The following is a 19,429-nucleotide window of genomic DNA, read 5'->3' on the forward strand; positions in this document are numbered from 1 at the left end:
TCATGGCGCATCACTCATTTTGATTTTTTAAAGTCTCTTGGCCAATGGAATACGGCCGAACCTATTCAGAAATACAGGAATCATGCAAGATCCTTTTTTTCTTTCACCTTCCTGGCGATCCAAAACGGCAGATAGAGAAGATAGAAGAAGACGATCGTGACCGCTTCCGCTGATAAAAGATACCATGGCCACGGCCCGAGCACGTCTAACAGCGAAGCTCCGCCGCCCGGCTTTTTCATCATGTACATATAGTTCGACTTCAGCAAACGGTTGATTAAAAAGATGAATGCCCCATAAATATTGACGAGAAGAAACGTGACCCAGAGAGAGCGCACGGTCGGCTTATACTTCTCGGCTGCAATCATCAGAAGGCAGGCCAGTACGACGATTCCGTGGGAAATGAAAAATTCAAAAAAGCGGAAATGAGGAAAGCCGTACCTTCCCAAGTCAGGCGTCAGAATCGCTTGCAAAGCGCTCCCCAAACCGGCAAAATAAAGAAATTTAAACAAGGTGAGATTTTTCGTCAATAACAGAATGATGACAAGATAAACCGAAAGGTCGCTGAGGTGAAGCGGCAAACAATAACGCGGCGTCCAGGAATTTACATAGATAAACCAGGAGTGGTAGCTGATTTCAGAAATCAATAAAACCGCCACAAACGCATAGCGAAGCATCCGGTTCCACCGCGGTTTTTGCAGCGTCTTGCGAAAGACGAACAAACAAACACCGAGCGCTGCAAGCACCAGCAAAGTCAGTATATGAGATGTTGAAAAAAATTGAAACGAGCCGAGCTGATAATCTTTTTGAAAATATGTTTTCATCTTAAGCACCTGTCATCAAAATATTTTAACGTTATTTTGTGACAAACCATGATCTATTATTCAAAAAGGCCGCCGAATGTCCGGCAGCCGGGTGTCACATAGAAATAGAATCGTTTTCTTTTACATTATCATTGACCTGAATCCGTTCAACCTTTCCGACAAGAAAGATGTAGGAAAGGGCTCCCAGAAGGGCAAGGGTGCCGATAAAGACGAGGGCGGGCGCAAAGCTTCCCCCGTTTGCGAGAAAGCCGATGACAATCGGAACGATAACGGAGGCGAGGCTGCCGACAAAATTAAATACTCCGCCGGTCAGTCCGATCAAATGCTTAGGCGCTAAAGACGATACAAGCACCCATGTAATGGAGGCCAGACCGTTTCCAAAAAAGGCAAGCGTCATAAATAAAATGATCAGTGATGTCTGATCGACATAATTGGCACCGATAATGGAAATAGACAGGATCAATCCGGTAATAATCGGTGTTTTGCGGGCAACCCCGGCCGATACGCCCCTTTTGATCAGAAAGTCGGACAGGAAGCCGGACAACAGAACACCGATGAACGCCGCAAGAAACGGAAGCGAGGCGAGAAAACCGGATTGGAGAAAATCAAGGCCTCTATATTTTACAAGGTATGTCGGAAACCATGTCAGAAAAAACCATAAAGTCGAATTAACGGCGAACTGTCCAATATATATACCCCACAGCTTGCGATGAGCGGTCACTTGTTTAAAATGCTTCCAATTAAATGCCGATTTTTCCTTTTCGGAAGTCCGGCCGCGGCGGACGATCCCCCCGCCTTTTTCTATATGATCAAGTTCAGCCTTGTTTACCTTTGGATGACGGTCGGGATCTCGGTAAAAAGTATACCAGATAAGGCCCCAGATGATGCCGATCACCCCAGTTACGATGAACAGGCCGCGCCAGCCGACGACATGCTGGATGGCGCTGAGCGCCGGCGTTAAAAACGCAAGGCCGGCAAATTGCCCCGACGTATAAAACGCAATGGCTGAAGCCCTTTCCTGTTCAGGGAACCATGAAGTCACCACCCGGTTATTGGTCGGAAAAGCCGGCGCTTCAAACGCCCCCGTCGCAAGACGCAACCCGAATAGAGAACCGAAGCCGCGGACAAACCCCTGAAGCAATGTTGCGAGCGACCAAGTAACCAAGGTAAAACCGTAGACAAGCCTCGGGCCAAACCGATCGACAAGCCCGCCTCCCGGTATTTGCAGGGCGCAGTATGCCCAGCCGAAAGCGGAAAAAATCAAACCCAGTTGAACGGCAGACAAGTTTAAATCGTCTCCAATTGCAGAAGCTGCGACTGAGATATTGCTTCGATCCATATAATTGATCACGACACATACAAAAATAAACAGCAGTACCCGCACTCTAACCTTTGTCGGCTTCTCTTTTACAGCAGCTTGTTTCATGACAGGCCCTCTCCTTTTATTTGTTTGTAATGACGGACATCTTTTGAAAACGGTATCATTTTTACCATTCAGCTATGCTTCCGTCCTTGTGCCGCCATACCGGATTGCGCCAGTTATGCCCGATATCAGCCATTTTCCGGACATGATCTTCATTGATGTCCACCCCAAGGCCCGGGCCATCCGGAATCCGGACATAGCCGTCTTCATAGAAAAACACCTTTTGATCCACGATATAATCAAGCAAATCCGTGCCTTTGTTGTAATGGATTCCTAAGCTTTGTTCCTGTATAAATGCATTGTGGCACGTTGCATCAACCTGAAGGCAGGCCGCCAGAGCGATCGGGCCCAGCGGACAGTGAGGAGCGGCGGCGACATCAAATGCTTCCGCCATCGACAGGATCTTTTTGCATTCGGTAATTCCGCCGGCGTGTGACAAGTCAGGCTGAATAATATCGACATAGCCGTCAGTCAGCAGATCTTTAAACTGCCACTTTGAAAACATTCGTTCTCCGGTCGCAATCGGAATTGAGACGAGGCTGGCGATATCGCGTAGCGCCTCGTTGTTTTCCGGCAGAACAGGCTCTTCTATAAACATCGGGCGAAACGGTTCAAGCTCTTTTGCCAAAATCTTCGCCATCGGCTTGTGCACCCTGCCGTGAAAGTCGATGCCGATTCCAATGTACGGGCCGACAGCTTCTCTGACGGCTGATATTCTTTCAATCACCTGATCGATTTTTTCATGTGAATCAATGTATTGCAGCTCTTCCGTGCCGTTCATTTTGACGGCTGTAAAGCCTTGGTCAACCACCTCCTTGGCAGCGAGGCCGACGTCTTGAGGCCTGTCTCCGCCAATCCAGGAATAGACCTTGATCGATTCCCTGCTCTTCCCTCCGAGCAGCTGATGCACGGGCGCATTGTAAAACTTGCCCTTAATGTCCCAAAGCGCTTGATCGATTCCTGCAATCGCGCTCATCAGAATGGGTCCGCCCCGATAAAATCCGCCTCTGTACATGACATTCCAGTGGTCTTCAATGTTCATCGGGTCTTTGCCGATTAAATATTCCATTAACTCGCCGACAGCCGCCTTAACTGTCGCCGCCTTTCCCTCGATTACCGGCTCTCCCCACCCTGTAATGCCTTCATCCGTTTCGATTTTTAAGAAAAGCCAGCGCGGTGGAATTTGGAAACACTCGAATCCCGTTATTTTCATCTCTGATCTCCCCTTTTACTGTTTTGCTGCTTCAACAAATTGCTTTGCTTTTTTGGACAGCTCTTCTAAAAACGCGTCATTCACATCTTGATGAGCCCTCACAAGTGAACCGCCGATTCCAGCACCGACCGCACCGGCCTGTAAAAACTCGTGAAGGTTTTCCAACCCTACCCCTCCCGTCGGAAGCAGCGGAATATGCGGAAGCGGTCCGTGGATATCTTTGATATAGCCAGGCCCCATCGTTCCGGGAAATACTTTGATGATGTCTCCACCGCTTTCATACGCCGTCAATATTTCCGTCGGGGTAAAGGCGCCCGGAATGCTGATCGCTCCATATCGCTTTGTCAGCTTGATCGTCTCTTCATGAACAGTTGGCGACAGGATAAACCGCGCGCCGGCTAAAAGCGCCGCTCTCGCAGATTCGGGATCAAGAACGGTTCCCGCTCCGATAAGCATTTCGTCTCCAACATCTTCTGAAACCGCTTCAATCGCTTTGATCGCTTGAGGGGAATTAAGCGTAATTTCCACAAGCCTGATGCCGCCCGCTTTTAAGGCGCCGGCAATGCTCACTGCCTCCTCCGGATTGTATCCGCGGATGATCGCAATCACTTTTTGTTCTTTGATTTGTGACAATACATGCATTTCTGCCACCCTTTCTTTACGGTTTTTTATCGGCTGACATCTTCTTCATCAGATTGTTCCATAAACGCAAACAGTGAATCGCTGTCAGGCAGCCCTTCAATATCACCGTTTACCGCAGCTACCATGGCGCCGACGGCACAGCCGCGTTTGACAGCTTCAGAAAGCGGAATATGATCAATCAAACCCGATAATACACCGGCTGCAAAGCCGTCTCCGGCACCCACAGGGTCCGCTGCAGTCTGAATCTGATAGCCTTCCGCATAGCCGTTTTCATTCCCGCTGGCATAATAGGCGCCTTTTGCACCAAGCTTGACGATGGCGGTTTCAGCCCCGAGCCCGCGGATGGCTTCCGCTATTTTTTTCTCATCAGTGGTGCCGAACAAAAAACGCCCTTCGCTCAAGCCCGGAAGCACGATATCAGACTGTTTGATCAAATCAAACATCGTCTGCCGCGCCCGCTCTCCGTCCCAGAGCTTTTTTCGAAAATTCGGATCAAATACAACGCATTTATTGTGCTTTTTGGCGAGCTCCACAGCATAAAACACTGCATCTGAAGCGCTTTCACTTAAAGCCGGGGTAATTCCCGTAATGTATAAAAACCCCGCTTTCTCAATGTATGGCTCATCAATATCGCTTTTTTTCAAAAAACTCGCCGCTGAAAGCTTCCTGTAATAGAAGACATTGACTTTAGCCGCGCTTTTCCTTTCTTTAAAAAACAAACCGGTCGGCGCCGCGTCATCGAGCTTCACCTGGCTGACATCGACTCCTTCTCCTCTGACAGCAGAAAGAATCATCGCCCCGAACTCGTCTTTTCCAAGCCGGGTAATCCAGCCGGCTTTTTTCCCGAGCTTCGAAAGCCCGATCAGCATGTTGGTTTCTGCGCCCGCTATTCTCACCTGATAGTTTCTTGCGTATCTGAGAGGGCCGTCTTCATTCGGAGTGAACAGCGCCATTGTCTCTCCTATGCTAATAACATCCATCAGAACTTTCCCCCTTTGCTAAAGCGGCTTTTTAAATCCGCCAATGCTTTCTGTAATTTTTCCGGCTGTGTGAAGCAGCTGCTCAACGATAAGCGCCTTTCTTGCGAGCATGCGCTCCTTTGGCCCGGCGGTGCTGATCGCCGCATTCATTACGCCATCCGGACCATAGACAGGAGCCGCCAGACAAAACAAACCTTCTTCATTTTCTTCATTGTCAACGGCATATCCCTGTTCCAAAAATGTCTGCAGCTGCTTTTCCAGCTCATCTCTGGCGGTGATGGTATGCCCGGTAAACCGGATAAATTCCATGCGGTCGAGCAGCCCTTCCCTTTTGTCCTCCGGCATGAATGCCAAAAATACCTTGCCAAGCCCGGTGCAATATAGCGGCTTGCGCGAACCGGGCTGTGCGGTTGTTCTGATTGACCTGTTGTTATCGATTTTTGCGATGTAGACGAGCTGATCATCGGATAGAACGGCCATAAACACCGTCTCCTGAACGCCGTCCATCAGCTGTTTTAAAAACGGAACACCTTGCGACGAAATGTCGATCGACTCCATGGCAGCGGTTCCAACTTGGATCAGTTTTGCCCCCAGCCTGTAACGCTTGATAGCATCCTGCTGAAGGTATCCTTCATCCAAAAGTGTAGCGGCCAAATTGAATGTACTGCTCTGCGGCAGCGACAATTCTTTGCTGATCTCCTTTACGGTTAATCCATCCGGATGATTTGACAGCAATTCAAATATACGTACAACACGTACCGCGGATTTTACTGACATGACACCCTCCAACATTCACATATGTGATTCAAAATCAGGATCCTGATAATTCGGACGTATTCTAAACAGAAAGAATGCTCACGTCAACTATCCTATTAAACAAAAAAACTTTTTTATCAAACTTCAAATTACTGGTCTATCGAATCATTTATCAGATGCATGCAGGATTCACCCGCTCAGCTGCGAATATCTCTTCTCAGGAAAACAAGACCATCAAGGAGGTTTATGTATGAAGAGAAAAATGATGATGATCGGATTGGCGCTATCCGTAATAGCAGGCGGCGTGTTCGCCGATGGAACGGGAAATGCTGTTCAAGCGGCGCCTCAGGAAACAGCCATCGCAAAAGATGTCGAAAAATTCAGCAAAAAATTCAACGAAAATCGCGCCTATCAAACGATTTACCATTTAAGCGAAACAATCGGACCGCGTGTGACAGGCACGGCGGAAGAAAAAAAGAGCGCCGCTTTCATCGCCTCACAGATGAAAAAATCAAATCTGAAAGTGACCACACAAACCTTCAGCATACCTGATCGGCTGGAAGGAACGCTTACCGTTCAGGGAAATAACGTGCCTTCGCGGCCTGCCGCCGGTTCCGCCCCGACAGCAGCAGAAGGCCTGGCAGCTCCTCTCTATGATGCCGGCCTCGGCCTGCCCGGCGACTTCACCGAGGAAGCGAGAGGCAAAATCGCCGTCATTTTAAGAGGCGAGCTGACATTCTATGAAAAAGCAAAAAACGCTGCTGACGCAGGCGCAAGCGGAGTGATCATTTATAATAACGTCGACGGTCTCGTCCCTCTGACTCCGAATCTCAGCGGTAATAAAGTCGATGTTCCGGTAGTCGGCGTCAAAAAGGAAGACGGAGAAAAGCTGCTTTCTGAACAAGAAGCGATCTTGAAGCTGAAGGCTCATAAAAATCAAACATCGCAAAACGTGATCGGCGTCCGCAAAGCAAAAGGTGTCAAAAATCCGGACATCGTGTATGTGACTTCGCATTATGACAGCGTCCCTTATGCTCCCGGAGCCAATGACAATGCCTCCGGCACTTCAGTCGTCCTTGAACTGGCCCGGATCATGAAGACGGTTCCAGCCGACAAAGAAATTCGCTTTATTACATTCGGTGCCGAAGAAATCGGTCTCCTCGGATCGCGCCATTATGTCAGCACCTTGTCAGAGCGGGAAGTCAAACAGAGCGTTGCCAACTTTAACTTAGATATGGTGGCGACAAGCTGGGAAAATGCTTCACAGCTGTACATCAATACACCCGACGGTTCGGCAAACCTCGTCTGGGAGCTAAGTAAAGCCGCTTCTTTAAGCCTTGGGAAAGACGTATTATTTTTACATCAAGGCGGTTCATCCGACCATGTCCCATTCCATGAAGCCGGCATCGACTCGGCCAACTTCATTTGGAGAGAGCCGGGAACAGGTGCATTGGAGCCTTGGTACCACACCCCTTACGACACGATTGAACACATCAGCAAAGACAGGCTGAAAACAGCCGGTCAAATCGCGGGAACAGCCGTGTATAACCTGAGCAAAAAAGAAAACAGAAAACCGTCTTACAGCTCAGTCGCCCAATAATATTAAAAAGGAGCAGATCGAATTGATCTGCTCTTTTTTTTATACCGCTTCTTTTCAATCCTTCATCAGCTTAATAAACCGGAAGCTCATCAAAACGCTGCCGATGGCAACCACAATCATGACCACCCCCAGATCCTGAAAATGACCCGCGGTTATTTCTTCTCCAAACAACAGACCCAGAATGACGGACGAAAAGATCGAGCCAAGATAGCGGCATGTTTGGAAGAGCCCCGAAGTGGTCCCGACGATGTCCGGCGGACTTGCCGTAAACATGGCAGCCTGCAGGGCGACATTGCCGAGTCCGTAGCTGACCCCCAGCAAAGAGAGGATAATGCCTTTCCACAACATCGGTGCATCGACAAAAAACAATGTAAGCAGGATGGCGCCGGCCGCCATTATGCAAGAACCAATGAAAACAGGCTGCGTTTCACCTGAACGGTCAATCCATCTCCCGACGAAAGGTGAAATCAATACGCTCGTCCCGGACATGAACAGCATCAAAAGACCGCTCGCTTGAACGGAAAGGTGCATTTCATCCTGAAAATAACTCGGAAGTCCAAAAAACAAACAGTAGTTAAAGATGTTCAGCATAATAAATTGAGCATAGACCGAAGTTAGCGTCCTGCGCGCGATCAACAGTCTGATATCAATAAACGGGCTGCTCACTCTCAGCTCCCACCAAACAAACATCAAAAGCAAGACAAGCCCGAACATCCCCTCGGCAAAACGGGGCTCGCCCGTGCTCAATGAGAGCAGGAATGCCAGCAGGAGAACGATTCCGCCCGCAAACAGAAGAATCCCGGTCAGATCAAGCCGCTTGATGACGGCGCGGACATTTAAGCCGGCTTTTTTCTCATCTTTCGGAAACATGTACATCCCCAGCAAAAAGCTGAACAAAATAAATGGAAAGTTCACAAGGAAAATGGCGGGCCATCCCCCGAGAACGATTAAAAATCCCCCCACAGTCGGTCCAAAAGCGGTCATAGCCGAAGAAAAAATGGACAGCACACTTAGTGCTGACGCCCGCTTTTCATGAATGTGGCTTCTGATCAGGCCCACTCCCGAAGGATAAATGGCGCCGCTCCCAATCGATTGAAACAAACGCATGATCAGCAAGACGGAAAAAGCCGGTGCGAGAGGAGCGCCGATTGCCGATACGGCAACGAGAACAAGCCCTGACAAAAACATCTTTTTCCGACCGATTAAATCGCCGATTTTTCCCGTGACAGGCTGCGCGACCGCACTGGCTAAATAAAAAGATGAAATCAGCCACGATACGGTTGCAAATGAAAGATGAAACTCATGCTGGATGCTGTGCAGCGCCAAAGAAATCATTGAAGAATTGAGCGGATTCAGCATCGTCCCTGATGCAACGGCTGTTAAAAACAGGGCGCGGTTCTTTTTCAATCCGGCCATTTACTTAGGGTAAAGCAGCCTTTCGCCAGCTCCGTCCGCTTTACCTTCCGCACCCGCATCACGGTCGAAAGCATTGCCGACGGTCCCGTATAAAGCAGCATCAAGCCGTTGCGACTCCCGGTTCATCATCGCTGCCGCTCCGTTTTGCAAACCGCATTCCGCAAGTTTTTCAATATCCGATTTCATTTTTAGACCTCCTCGTGCTCTTATCATTTTCTTGTTTTCTTTTTTCGATTCATGACAGTCATAACCTTTGATACAAAGGAGCGTTCTTCCTCTTTTCTTTTAGTTGAAAAACATATTTGACGAAGCTGGCATAGTGAAAAGTTCACAAAAGAAGAGCGCGAAGGCATCGCCGGGCCATGATTTCCAAAACAAAAAGCGGAAAGAAGTCGAGCGTCTTGCCGGAGATCAGGTGAAAGTGTGGATGAAGAGCGCGCTCGGCAAACTGCAGGGTGAATACCGGACGGACGTCTTGAAATTCTGGAATCGAAAAGCGGAAGGGAAATGGGATGAGATTTTCACCGAATCCGATATTACATATGAGGTTGATATTCAAGGATTGACAACTTCGGGTCAAGCGGCAGAAAAAAATAGCAGCCGGGCTAAAAAATGCCCGGCTGCTTTTTATTGATCCGCTTTTGTTCGAATATGAAGCATCTTTTCATCCAGATAGTTCGCGATGTCAGCCGCTTCTTTCAGCTCATCCGTGAGCTGGTTCGGCACTTCATTGTTCAATTTGTAGTAGATTTTATGTTCGAGGCTCGCCCAGAAATCCATCGCGATCGTCCTGATTTGAATCTCCACCTTGGCGTGCTCGACGCGGTTGGTCAAGTAAACAGGCACTTCTACAATCAGATGGAGGCTCCTGTATCCGTTCGGCTTCGGATTTTTAATGTAGTCTTTCATGTTTAAAATCTTGATGTCTTCGTGTTCCTTCAGCACTTCAACCATATTGTAAATATCGGATAAAAACGAGCAGACGATTCTGAGACCTGCGATATCATTGATGTGCTCCTTAGCGGCCTTTGTGGTAATATCGCAGCCCTTCCGCACAAGCTTGTTGATCAGGCTTTCAAAGCTTTTTACCCTTGATTTCGTATGCTCAATCGGGTTATGGCCATGGATTAAATTATATTCCTGGCTGATAATCGAAAATTTCGTATCCATTTGATCCAAGGCAAATTTATAGACAAGGAGTTCGTTCTTCCAGTCCTCCATCAGGTTTCTTAAATCTTCTATCTGGGCTTCAGGCAGTCCTATCATCTTATCTATCGCCATATCCATTATATTTTTCTCCTTATGACATCATATCGTTTTTTCAGTTAGTAGACGGGCACATCCACGGTAAAGTTTCGACTTAAATCGCAAGATCAAAAAGTGGTCTGGTTGATCATTTTCCACTTTTATAAATTTATTTCCCTTTCAAAAGTCATAAAACATTCATATTCTGTATTACCACTTTTCGGAGGTGAGAATATGTCATACTCTAATAGCTTCGCTTTGATCGTTGTATTATTTATTTTGCTGATCATTGTGGGTTCCGCTTTTGTAAAGTATTAATTCCTTCACGCACTTCCGACAAACTGCAGGTTCATATCGAAAAGCGCTCCGCTTTTCATATGAGCCTGTTTTTTTGTGATTTAAAAAGAAGTTATTTCCACAATAACAAAAAATGTTTATAATAGGATAGGCTCTGAGCTGACAACGCTCAGAAATAAAACTCTCCCACAAATGAAACTTTTATACAACATTTTCGTCTTATACTGTTGTTAAGGCAATTCAATAACGGAAAGGAAAAGATCAATGTTAAATAAGCTAAAAATGTTGTATGAAAAAACAACAATGAAGTGGCTGCTCAACACTTCCTATTACTTTCTTATTCTCGTACTGCTGTTTTTAATTTACGGATTCCACACAGCAAATACAGGTTCATATATTTATAATGACTTTTAATGGAGAAAAAAACAATGAAACTGATAGAAACTATTAAAAAATACGCGCAAACACAACCCGATACCCTTGCTTTTGTGAATGAAGAAGAAAAGCTGACATACGGAGAGCTTTGGTCACAATCTGAGCGCCTTGCCGCGCGGATTCAAAGCGAAGCATTAACAGAGGCTTCTCCGATCATTGTCTACGGACATATGAAACCGGTCATGGCGGTTTCTTTCCTGGCTTGCGTGAAAGCCGGCCATCCGTACATTCCAGTTGACGTATCGATTCCGGCAGACCGGATTCTGAAAATCATCAACAGCTCAAAAGCCGAGCTTATACTCAATAACTCAGGCACTTCGGTTGACACGGGAGATGCCCTCATTTCCGTTGTGGAACCGGGCGTTCTTGAAGGAGACGGGGTGCCGGAGACAGATCCCGGACGCTGGGTTCACGGTGAAGATACCTTTTACATTATCTACACATCCGGAAGCACGGGAAATCCAAAAGGCGTGCAAATCTCAGCCGCCAATCTTCAGAGCTTCACAGATTGGATCACGAATGACTTTCCGGTGGAAAGCGGCCAAGTGTTCTTAAATCAAGCCCCGTTTTCCTTTGATTTATCGGTGATGGACCTTTATCCGTGCCTGCAGTCCGGAGGCACATTATGGACGGTTACGAAAGATATGATTAACCGGCCGAAACTGTTGTTTGAAGCGCTGAAACAATCCAACGTCAACGTCTGGACATCAACGCCTTCATTCGCACAAATGTGCTTGATGGATCCGTCTTATTCTGAAGAGCTGCTTCCTGAACTGAGCTTGTTTATGTTCTGCGGAGAAACGCTTCCCGCGTCAGTCGCCAGACAACTTAAAGAGAGATTTCCGAAGGCTCGTGTTTTTAACACATACGGCCCGACCGAAGCGACTGTTGCCGTCACTTCCATCGAAGTAACAGACGACGTATTAAACAAGTATTCTTCTCTTCCCGTCGGTTCTGAAAAGCCGGAAACCGAGATCGTGATCATCGATGAAGACGGAAAAGCCGTCCAAGAAGGGGAAAAAGGCGAGATCATTATTACCGGAGCCAGCGTCAGCAAAGGCTATTTAGGCGAAAAAGCGCTGACGGAAAAAGCGTTTTTCTCTTACAACGGCGCCCCTGCTTATCGCACCGGTGACGCAGGGTACAAAGAAAACGGCCAGCTGTTCTTCCTCGGAAGACTCGATTTCCAAATCAAATTGCATGGCTACCGGATTGAGCTTGAAGAGATCGAATACCAAATCAATCAGTCCCGATACGTGCAGTCGGCGGTCGTTATTCCATACTACCGCGAGGAGAAAATCGAGTATCTGATCGCCATGATCGTGCCTGCCGAACACGATTTCGAAAAGGAATACCAGTTAACCAGCGCGATTAAGAAAGATTTGGGCAGCAAGCTGCCTGCATATATGATTCCGAGAAAATTCATGTATCAAAAAGAGATTCCGATGACAGCAAACGGTAAAATTGACCGCAAGAGATTAAAAGAAGAGGTAACCGTATGACACCCTATGGTTCATTTCTTTTCTTCATCATATTAGGAATTTTACTGGCGCCGACCATCATTCTCGGACTGAACGGAAAAAGCTTCCGCTTATATAACATGGCGGTTTCCGTTCTGGTTCTGGCGCTTATTTTTTCAAACAGCCTGCACGGGCTGATCATGCTGTGCCTGTTTACGCTTTGGCAGATGGTTCTGATCAAAGGCTATATCGCTTACCGTCTCAAAGCGAACAGCGGCATCGTATTTTGTCTCGCTGCAGCAGCTTCTATCCTGCCTCTGGCACTGTCAAAGCTGCTGCCGTTTTTCGCCGTTGACAACTGGGCAACATTTCTCGGTATCTCGTATTTAACTTTTAAAGGGGTTCAGCTCATCATTGAAACCCGCGACGGTCTCATTAAAAAGCAGCTCCCAATCAGCAGACTGCTTTACTTTATTCTCTTTTTCCCGACCATCTCGTCAGGTCCGATCGACAGGTACCGCCGTTTTGAAAAAGACGATCAGACGGTATGGACGAAGGAGCAATACGAAGAACTGCTTTACAAAGGAATCAATAAAATCTTTCTCGGCTTTTTATATAAATTCATTATCGGCTATTGTATTAATACGTATGTCATTATGAAACTGCCGTTTTTGACTTCCGGCAGCATCTCGCATGGCTTGGCATACATGTATGCGTACAGCCTTTATCTGTTTTTTGATTTTGCCGGCTACACTGCTTTTGCGGTCGGCGTCAGCTATATCATGGGAATCAAATCCCCTGAAAACTTTAATAAGCCGTTCATCAGCCGCAATATTAAAGATTTCTGGAACCGCTGGCATATGTCGCTTTCATTCTGGTTCAGAGACTACGTGTTCATGCGCTTTGTCCTTTGGATGACGAAGAAAAAATGGATCACAAACCGGATGGCTGTTTCCAATATCGGATATGTGCTGCTGTTCCTTCTGATGGGTGTCTGGCACGGCCTTGCCCCTCAGTACATCGTCTACGGGCTGTATCACGCGCTGCTCATGGTCGGCTTTAACTTCTTTGAAAAATGGAATAAGAAATACAAGTGGTGGCCGAACAATAAGTGGACGACAGCCGTCTCAGTCGTGGTGACCTTCCACTTCGTATGTTTTGGATTTTTAATTTTCTCAGGGAAACTAATACACTAAAAGGAGATTTTCATAATGGATTTTAATCAAGAAGTACTTTCAGTTTTAGCAGAGGTATGTCAGGACGATATCGTAAAGGAAAATCCGGATATTGATATTTTCGAAGAGGGAATCCTCGATTCCTTCGGCACGGTGGAATTGCTGCTTGCATTCGAAAGCCACTTTAACATCACAGTGCCGATTACAGAGTTTGACCGGGATGCATGGAACACGCCAAATCAAATCATAAAGCAGCTGAATGAGTTGAGATAATGAAAAAGCGTTTTTTATTCGGGCCAATCATCTTGGCATTTTTACTTTTTTTCACCGCGATCTTGATTCCAAATGCATGGCTGGCAAAACTGGTTCCTAAAGATCGTGTCGAAACTTCAGCTACAGAAATAAACCCGATGATGTTCCAGGGTATGTATCTTCAAGGCAAAGCGCTTGAAGATCCGAAATATCTGCCGATTTACGGATCATCGGAATTGTCCCGGTTAGATGCCTTTCATCCGTCTAACTATTTTAAAGTAAACAACCAAGGGTTCACGCCTTACCTGGTCGGGAAAGGCGGTTCACAGTCCTTGATTCATGCAATCAACTTTGCGGCGCAGTCTGGTCAATTAAAGGGCAAGAAAATCGTTTTCATTATTTCTCCGCAGTGGTTTCAAAAAGACGGCTCGGACGAATCCCACTTTGCGCCGAACTTCTCGGCTTTGCAGGCATACGATCTTGTGTTCAATCAAAATGTCGATCCCGAGCTGAAGAAAAAAATCATCAAACGCATGCTTAAATTTCATGCAGTTACAAACGACGCTCTGCTTTCAGCCCTTTTTAAAGCCGAGCTCGATCAGGACAAAGTGGCGCTGTCCCTTCTGACGCCGCCGGCAAAAGCTTACCGGAGCATTCTGGAGAAAAAGGACATCTACTATTCCATGGTTGAAGGAAACGGACCGAAGCGGACCATTTCCCAGGATGTAAAAAACAAATCGTGGGATGAATTAAAGCAGATGGCCGAAAAGGTCGGCGCCAAAGAATCCCGCAACAATGAGTTTAAAATTTCAAACGGCGTTTATAAGAAATTGAAGCCGAAGCTGAAAAAGCTTAAAGGCCACAATAAAAAGATGAACTATGCCGAGTCAGTCGAGTTCCACGATTTCCATCTCATGATGGATGTTCTGAAAGAATCCGGCGCAGAACCGCTGTTCATCTCGGTTCCGGTCCACGGCAAGTTTTACGACTATACCGGCTTCCCTAAAAAAGGCCGGACAGATTTCTATAAAAAGATTAAAAAAGAAATCGAACAAGAAGGCTTTCAAGTTGCTGATTTAACGAATCATGAATATGATCCATACTTCTTGAAAGATACGCTCCACCTTGGCTGGAAAGGCTGGGTTTACGTCGATCAGGAGATCGAATCCTTTTATAAAAAGTCATCATAAAAAAGGATTCCCCCATGGGGAGTCCTTTTTTTGTCCGATTTAAATTTTTAAAGTTTCCAAAAATTCTATTTTACAAATTTCTCTGAAATCTATTGCGATTATCAAGAGAAGGTTTAAAATAGAAGATAAATATTTTTTGGAAAAAGACTAGAAACGGCAGGGAGAATGAATATGACAAAACAAACGATCAGCGTACAACTCAGTACAGCAAAAAAGCAAAAGCCAGAGGCTGACCGGCTCGAATTCGGCCGGACCTTTACCGACCACATGTTTATCATGGACTATACGGCTGAAAACGGCTGGCACGATCCGAGAATCGTTCCTTATCAGCCGATTGAAATGGACCCGGCTGCAATGGTTTACCACTACGGGCAGTCCGTTTTTGAAGGGTTAAAAGCTTACTTATCAAGCGAAGGCAGCGTTCTTCTGTTCAGACCTGAAAAAAACGTCGAGAGGCTCAATAAATCCAACGACCGCCTCTGCATTCCGCGGGTTGACCCTGACACCGTTCTGGAAGGGCTGAAGCAGCTGGTTCAGATCGACAAAGAGTGGATTCCTCAAGCTGAGGGGACATCCCTTTATATCCGTCCGTTCATTATTTCAACGGAACCGTACCTCGGCGTCGCTCCGTCCAATATGTATAAAATGCTGATCATTTTATCGCCGGTTGGATCTTATTACAAAGAAGGCATCCGCCCTGTGAAAATTGCCGTTGAAAGCGAATTTGTCCGTGCTGTGGCAGGCGGTACAGGCAATGCGAAAACGGCCGGCAACTACGCGGCGAGCCTGAAGGCTCAGGAAGTGGCGGAAAGCAAAGGCTTCTCGCAAGTACTTTGGCTTGACGGAGTAGAAAAGAAATACATTGAAGAAGTAGGCAGCATGAACATCTTCTTCAAAATCAGCGGTGAAATTGTCACTCCGGCTCTAAACGGAAGTATTTTGGAAGGCATTACGAGAAATTCCGTCATTCATCTATTAAAACAATGGGGACTTTCCGTAACCGAAAGGAAAATTTCAGTTGATGAACTGGTTCAGGCTCACAAAGACGGTCTGCTTGAAGAAGCGTTCGGCACCGGAACCGCCGCTGTCATTTCCCCGGTCGGCGAGCTGATCTGGAAAAACGAAAGCCTTGTGATCAACAGCGGACAAACAGGCGAAATCGCCAAAAGGCTCTACCAAACGATCACCGGTATTCAAAAAGGCGCTTTGCCTGACACATTCGGCTGGACAGTTGAAGTTGATAAAGTCAGCCAATCCTGCTAAGCGGTTTAAGCTCTCTTTTGCAAAAAAGAGGGCTTGCACCCTTATCGCGAAATGTACCGGCGGCAGGCTCTGTTTCCACACCGCTCGCCCCTCTTTTTCATTCCGCCTAGTCAATCCCCCGCACAAAACGATTCCATTTTATATATTTTATGTTAAAATTATCAATAACTACACCGGAAAGGAGAGATTATCCGTTCTCATGTAACATGCAAATCAAGAAAGGACGCTGAACAATGGATCAAACAAAATTGAGCGTCTGGGAAAAGAATTACACGTTCCTTTTCATCTCCAGGCTAATCAAAATCTCGGCTGACTGTTTTGCCTTCAACTCTATTTTATGGTTCTTAATTTTTGACGGAAAAGGTGCAATCGGCACCTCCCTGCTTCTTGCCGTCACTTTCCTCCCCGAAGCCTTTTTGGCGCCAGTTACAGGGCCTTTAGTCAAAAGAAGCGCCCTGAAATTCTGGATGTATTTTTCGGATTTAACAAGAGCAGCCGTCGTCATTACAATACCGATTTGCTACTTAAACGGCTTTTCACCGATGTGGTTTGTTTTAGGGCTCATGATCATCCATTCGGCAACTGGTGCGACTTATAACCCGGCGTCGATTACGCTGATTCCGCAGATCGTGAACGAAAATCTCATCCAAAAAGCCAACGCGATTCTCCAGTCTTCTTCAGAAATCATCAGGCTGGGAGCCGTTACATTGTGCGGTGTGCTGCTGACTTTTATCGGTCCTGCAACGACTTTGGTCTTTTCATTTATCTTTTATATCATATCGGGCCTATTCGTGCTTTGCATCAAATACACCATCATCCGGAATCAATCACAATCTAAGTCTCTTGCTCAAAGAGGTACATATTTTGCGAGATTAAAAAGAGGATTTACATTGGTGAAAAACCACAAAATATTATATCCGCTGGCGATTTACTGCATCTTCATGAACCTGGCGGCTTCACCCTGGGAAGCCCTTTCTGCGGTATATGTTGCAGAGGATTTAAACGGAACGCCGTTCATCCACTCGCTGCTGAAGGCTACGACGGCAGGAGGAGCATTTTTACTTGGTTTTATCCTTGCAAAAGTAAAAATCAACAGGTACGGACTCCTTTTCATCACGGCAGGCATACTTGAAGGTGCGGCTTATTTTATCGCTGGACTGAATACTTTCCTGCCGCTCGTATTTCTCGCAGCCTTTGCATTCGGAGCAGCCATCAGTTCGATCAATGTCCCCGAATTCACGATTATCCAGACATCTGTCGAAGGGGATGACCAGCCTCAAGTGTTCGCAGTCATCCATATGATCACAAATCTATCGCTTCCTTTAGGAGCAATTGCCTGCGGATATGCCGCAAAAACGCTTGGCGCGGGAAGCGTGATCGCAATCGGCGGCTTCATCGAAATCATTGCGGGCATCGGCATCCTCATATTCACTCAGCTTGCCAAAGCCCGGCAGTCAGATCTGGTCAAAGAAAAAGAAGCAAGCGCAAATATGTAGGCATGAATGGGACGGCCGCTGTTTCGCCGGGCCATTCGGACACGGCGGCGCCTATATCTATTAAAAGGTTCCGGCTGACACACCGGAACCTCAATTTTATTCCTATGCTTCTACAGATCTAAAAAACTGCGGAAGATGCTCTTTATGCGCTTCAAGCATTTCGTCCAGTATTTGTTTCGCAATCTTGTCGGACGGAACGAGCGGGTTGATTGTCATGGCGACAAGCGCGGTGTTGTAATCACCTGTAACAGCCGCTTCAGCCGCAACCCGTTCGAATGATTTGATTTGCTGGACAAGGCCCCTCACGGTGACAGGCAAATCTCCGACCGCGATCGGTTTCGGCCCGTTTTTCGTCATGACACAGTTGACTTCCACTGCGGAGTCATCCGGAATGCTTGCGATCGCTCCGTTATTCATCGTGTTGACAGGCTGAATATCGTGCTTATCATTATAAATCGAGCTGATCAAGTTGCAGGCGGCATCACTATAATATGCGCCGCCGCGCTTTTCAAGCTGGGGCGGTTTGATCGCCAGCTCCGGATCTTTATACAGCTCAAACAATTCCTTTTCAACTTGCTGAACGACCTCTGCACGCGTCCCTTCCGTTTTTGAAGCCTCCAGTTCATGTTCAAGCATCTCCTGCGTTTTGTAGTAGTAGCGGTGGTAGCCGCACGGAATCAGGCCGAGACCCCGGATAAAGTCAGGTTCCCACGATTCTCCGGAGATGTTTTTCATCGTCATCGCATTTTCGGGATCTGCCATCGCTTCGATCACTTTGTCTTTGACGCTGACGCCGTCCAGAAAAACGTCGAGTCCGAACACCATATGATTTAATCCGGCAAATTGAATGTTTATGCGGCTTTCATCAACATCAAGCGCTTTTGCAACCCCCATCTTCATGCCGATCGGCACATTGCAGAGCCCGACGACTTTTTTCAAATTAGAGTAGCGGAGCAGTGCTTCAGTCACCATGCCTGCCGGGTTGGTAAAGTTGACAAGCCACGCGTCAGGGCACAGTTCTTCGATGTCTTTTGCAATCTCAAGGATGACCGGAATGGTGCGGAGCCCCTTGAAAAGACCGCCCGGTCCATTTGTTTCCTGTCCGATCACCCCGTATTTTAATGGAATTCGTTCATCTTTTGCCCTCGCTTCGAGCAAACCGACACGGAATTGCGTCGTGACAAAATCAGCGTCTTTTAAAGCCTCCCTGCGGTCGAGCGTCAGATGGACTTCGATCGGGACGCCCGCTTTTTCGACCATTCGCTTCGCCAGCGTGCCGACGATATTGAGTTTTTCTTCCCCTTCCGGTATATCGACGAGCCAGAGCTCGCTGACCGGAAGTTGGTCATGCCGTTTGATTAATCCCTCGACAAGCTCGGGCGTATAACTAGAACCTCCGCCAATTGTTACGATTTTCAATCCTTTTTTCATCAATTGACACCTCCGTGGACATTCATTTTTTCATACAGCTCGACAATCTCCGCGGCCAAATCTTTCATGGTCATCGCATTCATTAAATGATCTTGGGCATGAATCATGAGAAGTGAGGGTTCGGTTTTCGCCCCCTTCGCTTCATTTTGAATCAAAGCTGTCTGAAAATGATGCGCCTTGATCAGTTCTTCGTCAGCCGCCCGGATCTTTTCTTTTGCAGCGGCGAAATCTCCCTTTTTGGCTTCGGCTATCGCTTCCATGCAAAAGCTCCTGCCGTTTCCTCCGTGAAGGATAATTTGAAATATCGTTCGTTCCAATTCCTCGGACATCTTGG

At 47.0% G+C, this 19,429-nt stretch carries 21 protein-coding genes; 10 read left to right on the plus strand and 11 right to left on the minus strand.

Annotated features, from left to right (window positions below; genetic code table 11):
* Positions 1–80: 80 nt before the first annotated feature.
* From MHH76_RS20275 to MHH76_RS20300, 6 genes are all read right to left on the minus strand, one after another.
* Positions 81–821 (minus strand): TIGR02206 family membrane protein, encoded by a 741-nt coding sequence (locus MHH76_RS20275; protein WP_023856971.1) that lies wholly within the window; start codon positions 819–821, stop codon positions 81–83.
* A gap of 94 nt (positions 822–915) precedes the next feature.
* Positions 916–2,247, minus strand: coding sequence for an MFS transporter (locus MHH76_RS20280; RefSeq protein ID WP_023856970.1), 1,332 nt, complete (start codon positions 2,245–2,247; stop codon positions 916–918).
* 61 nt (positions 2,248–2,308) lie between these two features.
* On the minus strand, positions 2,309–3,457 hold the full coding sequence (gene dgoD / locus MHH76_RS20285) for a galactonate dehydratase (protein ID WP_023856969.1): 1,149 nt from the start codon (positions 3,455–3,457) through the stop codon (positions 2,309–2,311).
* Between the two features lie 15 nt (positions 3,458–3,472).
* Positions 3,473–4,099 carry a bifunctional 4-hydroxy-2-oxoglutarate aldolase/2-dehydro-3-deoxy-phosphogluconate aldolase gene (locus MHH76_RS20290; RefSeq protein ID WP_023856968.1) on the minus strand — a complete coding sequence of 209 codons (627 nt, stop codon included), beginning with the start codon at positions 4,097–4,099 and terminating at the stop codon, positions 3,473–3,475.
* A 26-nt stretch (positions 4,100–4,125) separates the two neighbouring features.
* Positions 4,126–5,079, minus strand: coding sequence for a sugar kinase (locus MHH76_RS20295; protein ID WP_043054502.1), 954 nt, complete (start codon positions 5,077–5,079; stop codon positions 4,126–4,128).
* Between the two features lie 18 nt (positions 5,080–5,097).
* Positions 5,098–5,856, minus strand: a complete 759-nt coding sequence (locus tag MHH76_RS20300; protein WP_035337962.1) for an IclR family transcriptional regulator — start codon at positions 5,854–5,856, stop codon at positions 5,098–5,100.
* Between the two features lie 229 nt (positions 5,857–6,085).
* Between MHH76_RS20300 and MHH76_RS20305 the strand changes: the two genes are divergently transcribed.
* Positions 6,086–7,435, plus strand: coding sequence for a M28 family peptidase (locus tag MHH76_RS20305; protein ID WP_035337966.1), 1,350 nt, complete (start codon positions 6,086–6,088; stop codon positions 7,433–7,435).
* Positions 7,436–7,489: 54 nt separating this feature from the next.
* On the opposite strand, the gene MHH76_RS20310 is transcribed toward MHH76_RS20305, so the two are convergent.
* Positions 7,490–8,851 (minus strand): MFS transporter, encoded by a 1,362-nt coding sequence (locus tag MHH76_RS20310; protein WP_023856964.1) that lies wholly within the window; start codon positions 8,849–8,851, stop codon positions 7,490–7,492.
* Entirely contained in the window at positions 8,852–9,037 is a 186-nt protein-coding gene (locus MHH76_RS20315; protein ID WP_023856963.1) for a hypothetical protein, read from the minus strand. It lies immediately after the preceding gene.
* 133 nt (positions 9,038–9,170) lie between these two features.
* Here MHH76_RS20315 and MHH76_RS20320 point away from each other — a divergent pair, with 133 nt between their 5' ends.
* Complete coding sequence (locus MHH76_RS20320) at positions 9,171–9,485, plus strand: Ger(x)C family spore germination C-terminal domain-containing protein (protein ID WP_161513289.1); 315 nt, start codon at positions 9,171–9,173, stop codon at positions 9,483–9,485.
* Here the strand turns inward: MHH76_RS20320 and MHH76_RS20325 are convergent.
* A complete protein-coding gene (locus MHH76_RS20325) occupies positions 9,479–10,117 on the minus strand; it encodes a GTP pyrophosphokinase family protein (RefSeq protein WP_031305127.1) in 639 nt (212 codons plus the stop codon). The two genes, MHH76_RS20320 and MHH76_RS20325, sit on opposite strands and share 7 nt — an antisense overlap.
* A gap of 213 nt (positions 10,118–10,330) precedes the next feature.
* On the opposite strand from MHH76_RS20325, the gene MHH76_RS20330 reads away from it, so the two are divergent.
* The 8 genes from MHH76_RS20330 (at position 10,331) to MHH76_RS20365 (ending at position 17,664) form a co-directional block, all read left to right on the plus strand.
* Complete coding sequence (locus MHH76_RS20330; RefSeq protein ID WP_016885663.1) at positions 10,331–10,414, plus strand: YjcZ family sporulation protein; 84 nt, start codon at positions 10,331–10,333, stop codon at positions 10,412–10,414.
* A gap of 243 nt (positions 10,415–10,657) precedes the next feature.
* Positions 10,658–10,807 (plus strand): teichoic acid D-Ala incorporation-associated protein DltX, encoded by a 150-nt coding sequence (locus MHH76_RS20335; RefSeq protein ID WP_023856959.1) that lies wholly within the window; start codon positions 10,658–10,660, stop codon positions 10,805–10,807.
* 14 nt (positions 10,808–10,821) lie between these two features.
* A complete protein-coding gene (dltA, locus tag MHH76_RS20340; RefSeq protein WP_023856958.1) occupies positions 10,822–12,330 on the plus strand; it encodes a D-alanine--poly(phosphoribitol) ligase subunit DltA in 1,509 nt (502 codons plus the stop codon).
* The gene (gene dltB, locus MHH76_RS20345; RefSeq protein ID WP_023856957.1) at positions 12,327–13,484 is read left to right on the plus strand and encodes a D-alanyl-lipoteichoic acid biosynthesis protein DltB; all 1,158 of its coding nucleotides are present in this window, start codon (positions 12,327–12,329) and stop codon (positions 13,482–13,484) included. The genes dltA and dltB overlap by 4 nt, the downstream gene beginning before the upstream one ends.
* 15 nt (positions 13,485–13,499) lie before the next feature.
* A complete protein-coding gene (gene dltC / locus MHH76_RS20350; RefSeq protein WP_003186284.1) occupies positions 13,500–13,736 on the plus strand; it encodes a D-alanine--poly(phosphoribitol) ligase subunit 2 in 237 nt (78 codons plus the stop codon).
* Positions 13,736–14,905: a D-alanyl-lipoteichoic acid biosynthesis protein DltD gene (gene dltD, locus MHH76_RS20355; protein ID WP_025810589.1), complete on the plus strand. Its 1,170-nt coding sequence runs from the start codon at positions 13,736–13,738 to the stop codon at positions 14,903–14,905. The genes dltC and dltD overlap by 1 nt, the downstream gene beginning before the upstream one ends.
* A 171-nt stretch (positions 14,906–15,076) precedes the next feature.
* Positions 15,077–16,168, plus strand: coding sequence for a branched-chain amino acid aminotransferase (locus MHH76_RS20360; RefSeq protein ID WP_035337973.1), 1,092 nt, complete (start codon positions 15,077–15,079; stop codon positions 16,166–16,168).
* 233 nt (positions 16,169–16,401) lie between these two features.
* Positions 16,402–17,664 carry an MFS transporter gene (locus tag MHH76_RS20365; protein WP_020453400.1) on the plus strand — a complete coding sequence of 421 codons (1,263 nt, stop codon included), beginning with the start codon at positions 16,402–16,404 and terminating at the stop codon, positions 17,662–17,664.
* A gap of 102 nt (positions 17,665–17,766) precedes the next feature.
* Here MHH76_RS20365 and licH read toward each other — a convergent pair whose 3' ends face one another.
* Positions 17,767–19,095: a 6-phospho-beta-glucosidase LicH gene (gene licH, locus MHH76_RS20370; RefSeq protein WP_020453401.1), complete on the minus strand. Its 1,329-nt coding sequence runs from the start codon at positions 19,093–19,095 to the stop codon at positions 17,767–17,769.
* Positions 19,095–19,424: a PTS lactose/cellobiose transporter subunit IIA gene (locus tag MHH76_RS20375; RefSeq protein ID WP_020453402.1), complete on the minus strand. Its 330-nt coding sequence runs from the start codon at positions 19,422–19,424 to the stop codon at positions 19,095–19,097. The genes licH and MHH76_RS20375 overlap by 1 nt, the downstream gene beginning before the upstream one ends.
* Positions 19,425–19,429: the final 5 nt, after the last annotated feature.

The organism is Bacillus sp. FSL L8-0193 (assembly GCF_037976065.1).
Lineage (GTDB): Bacteria > Bacillota > Bacilli > Bacillales > Bacillaceae > Bacillus > Bacillus paralicheniformis.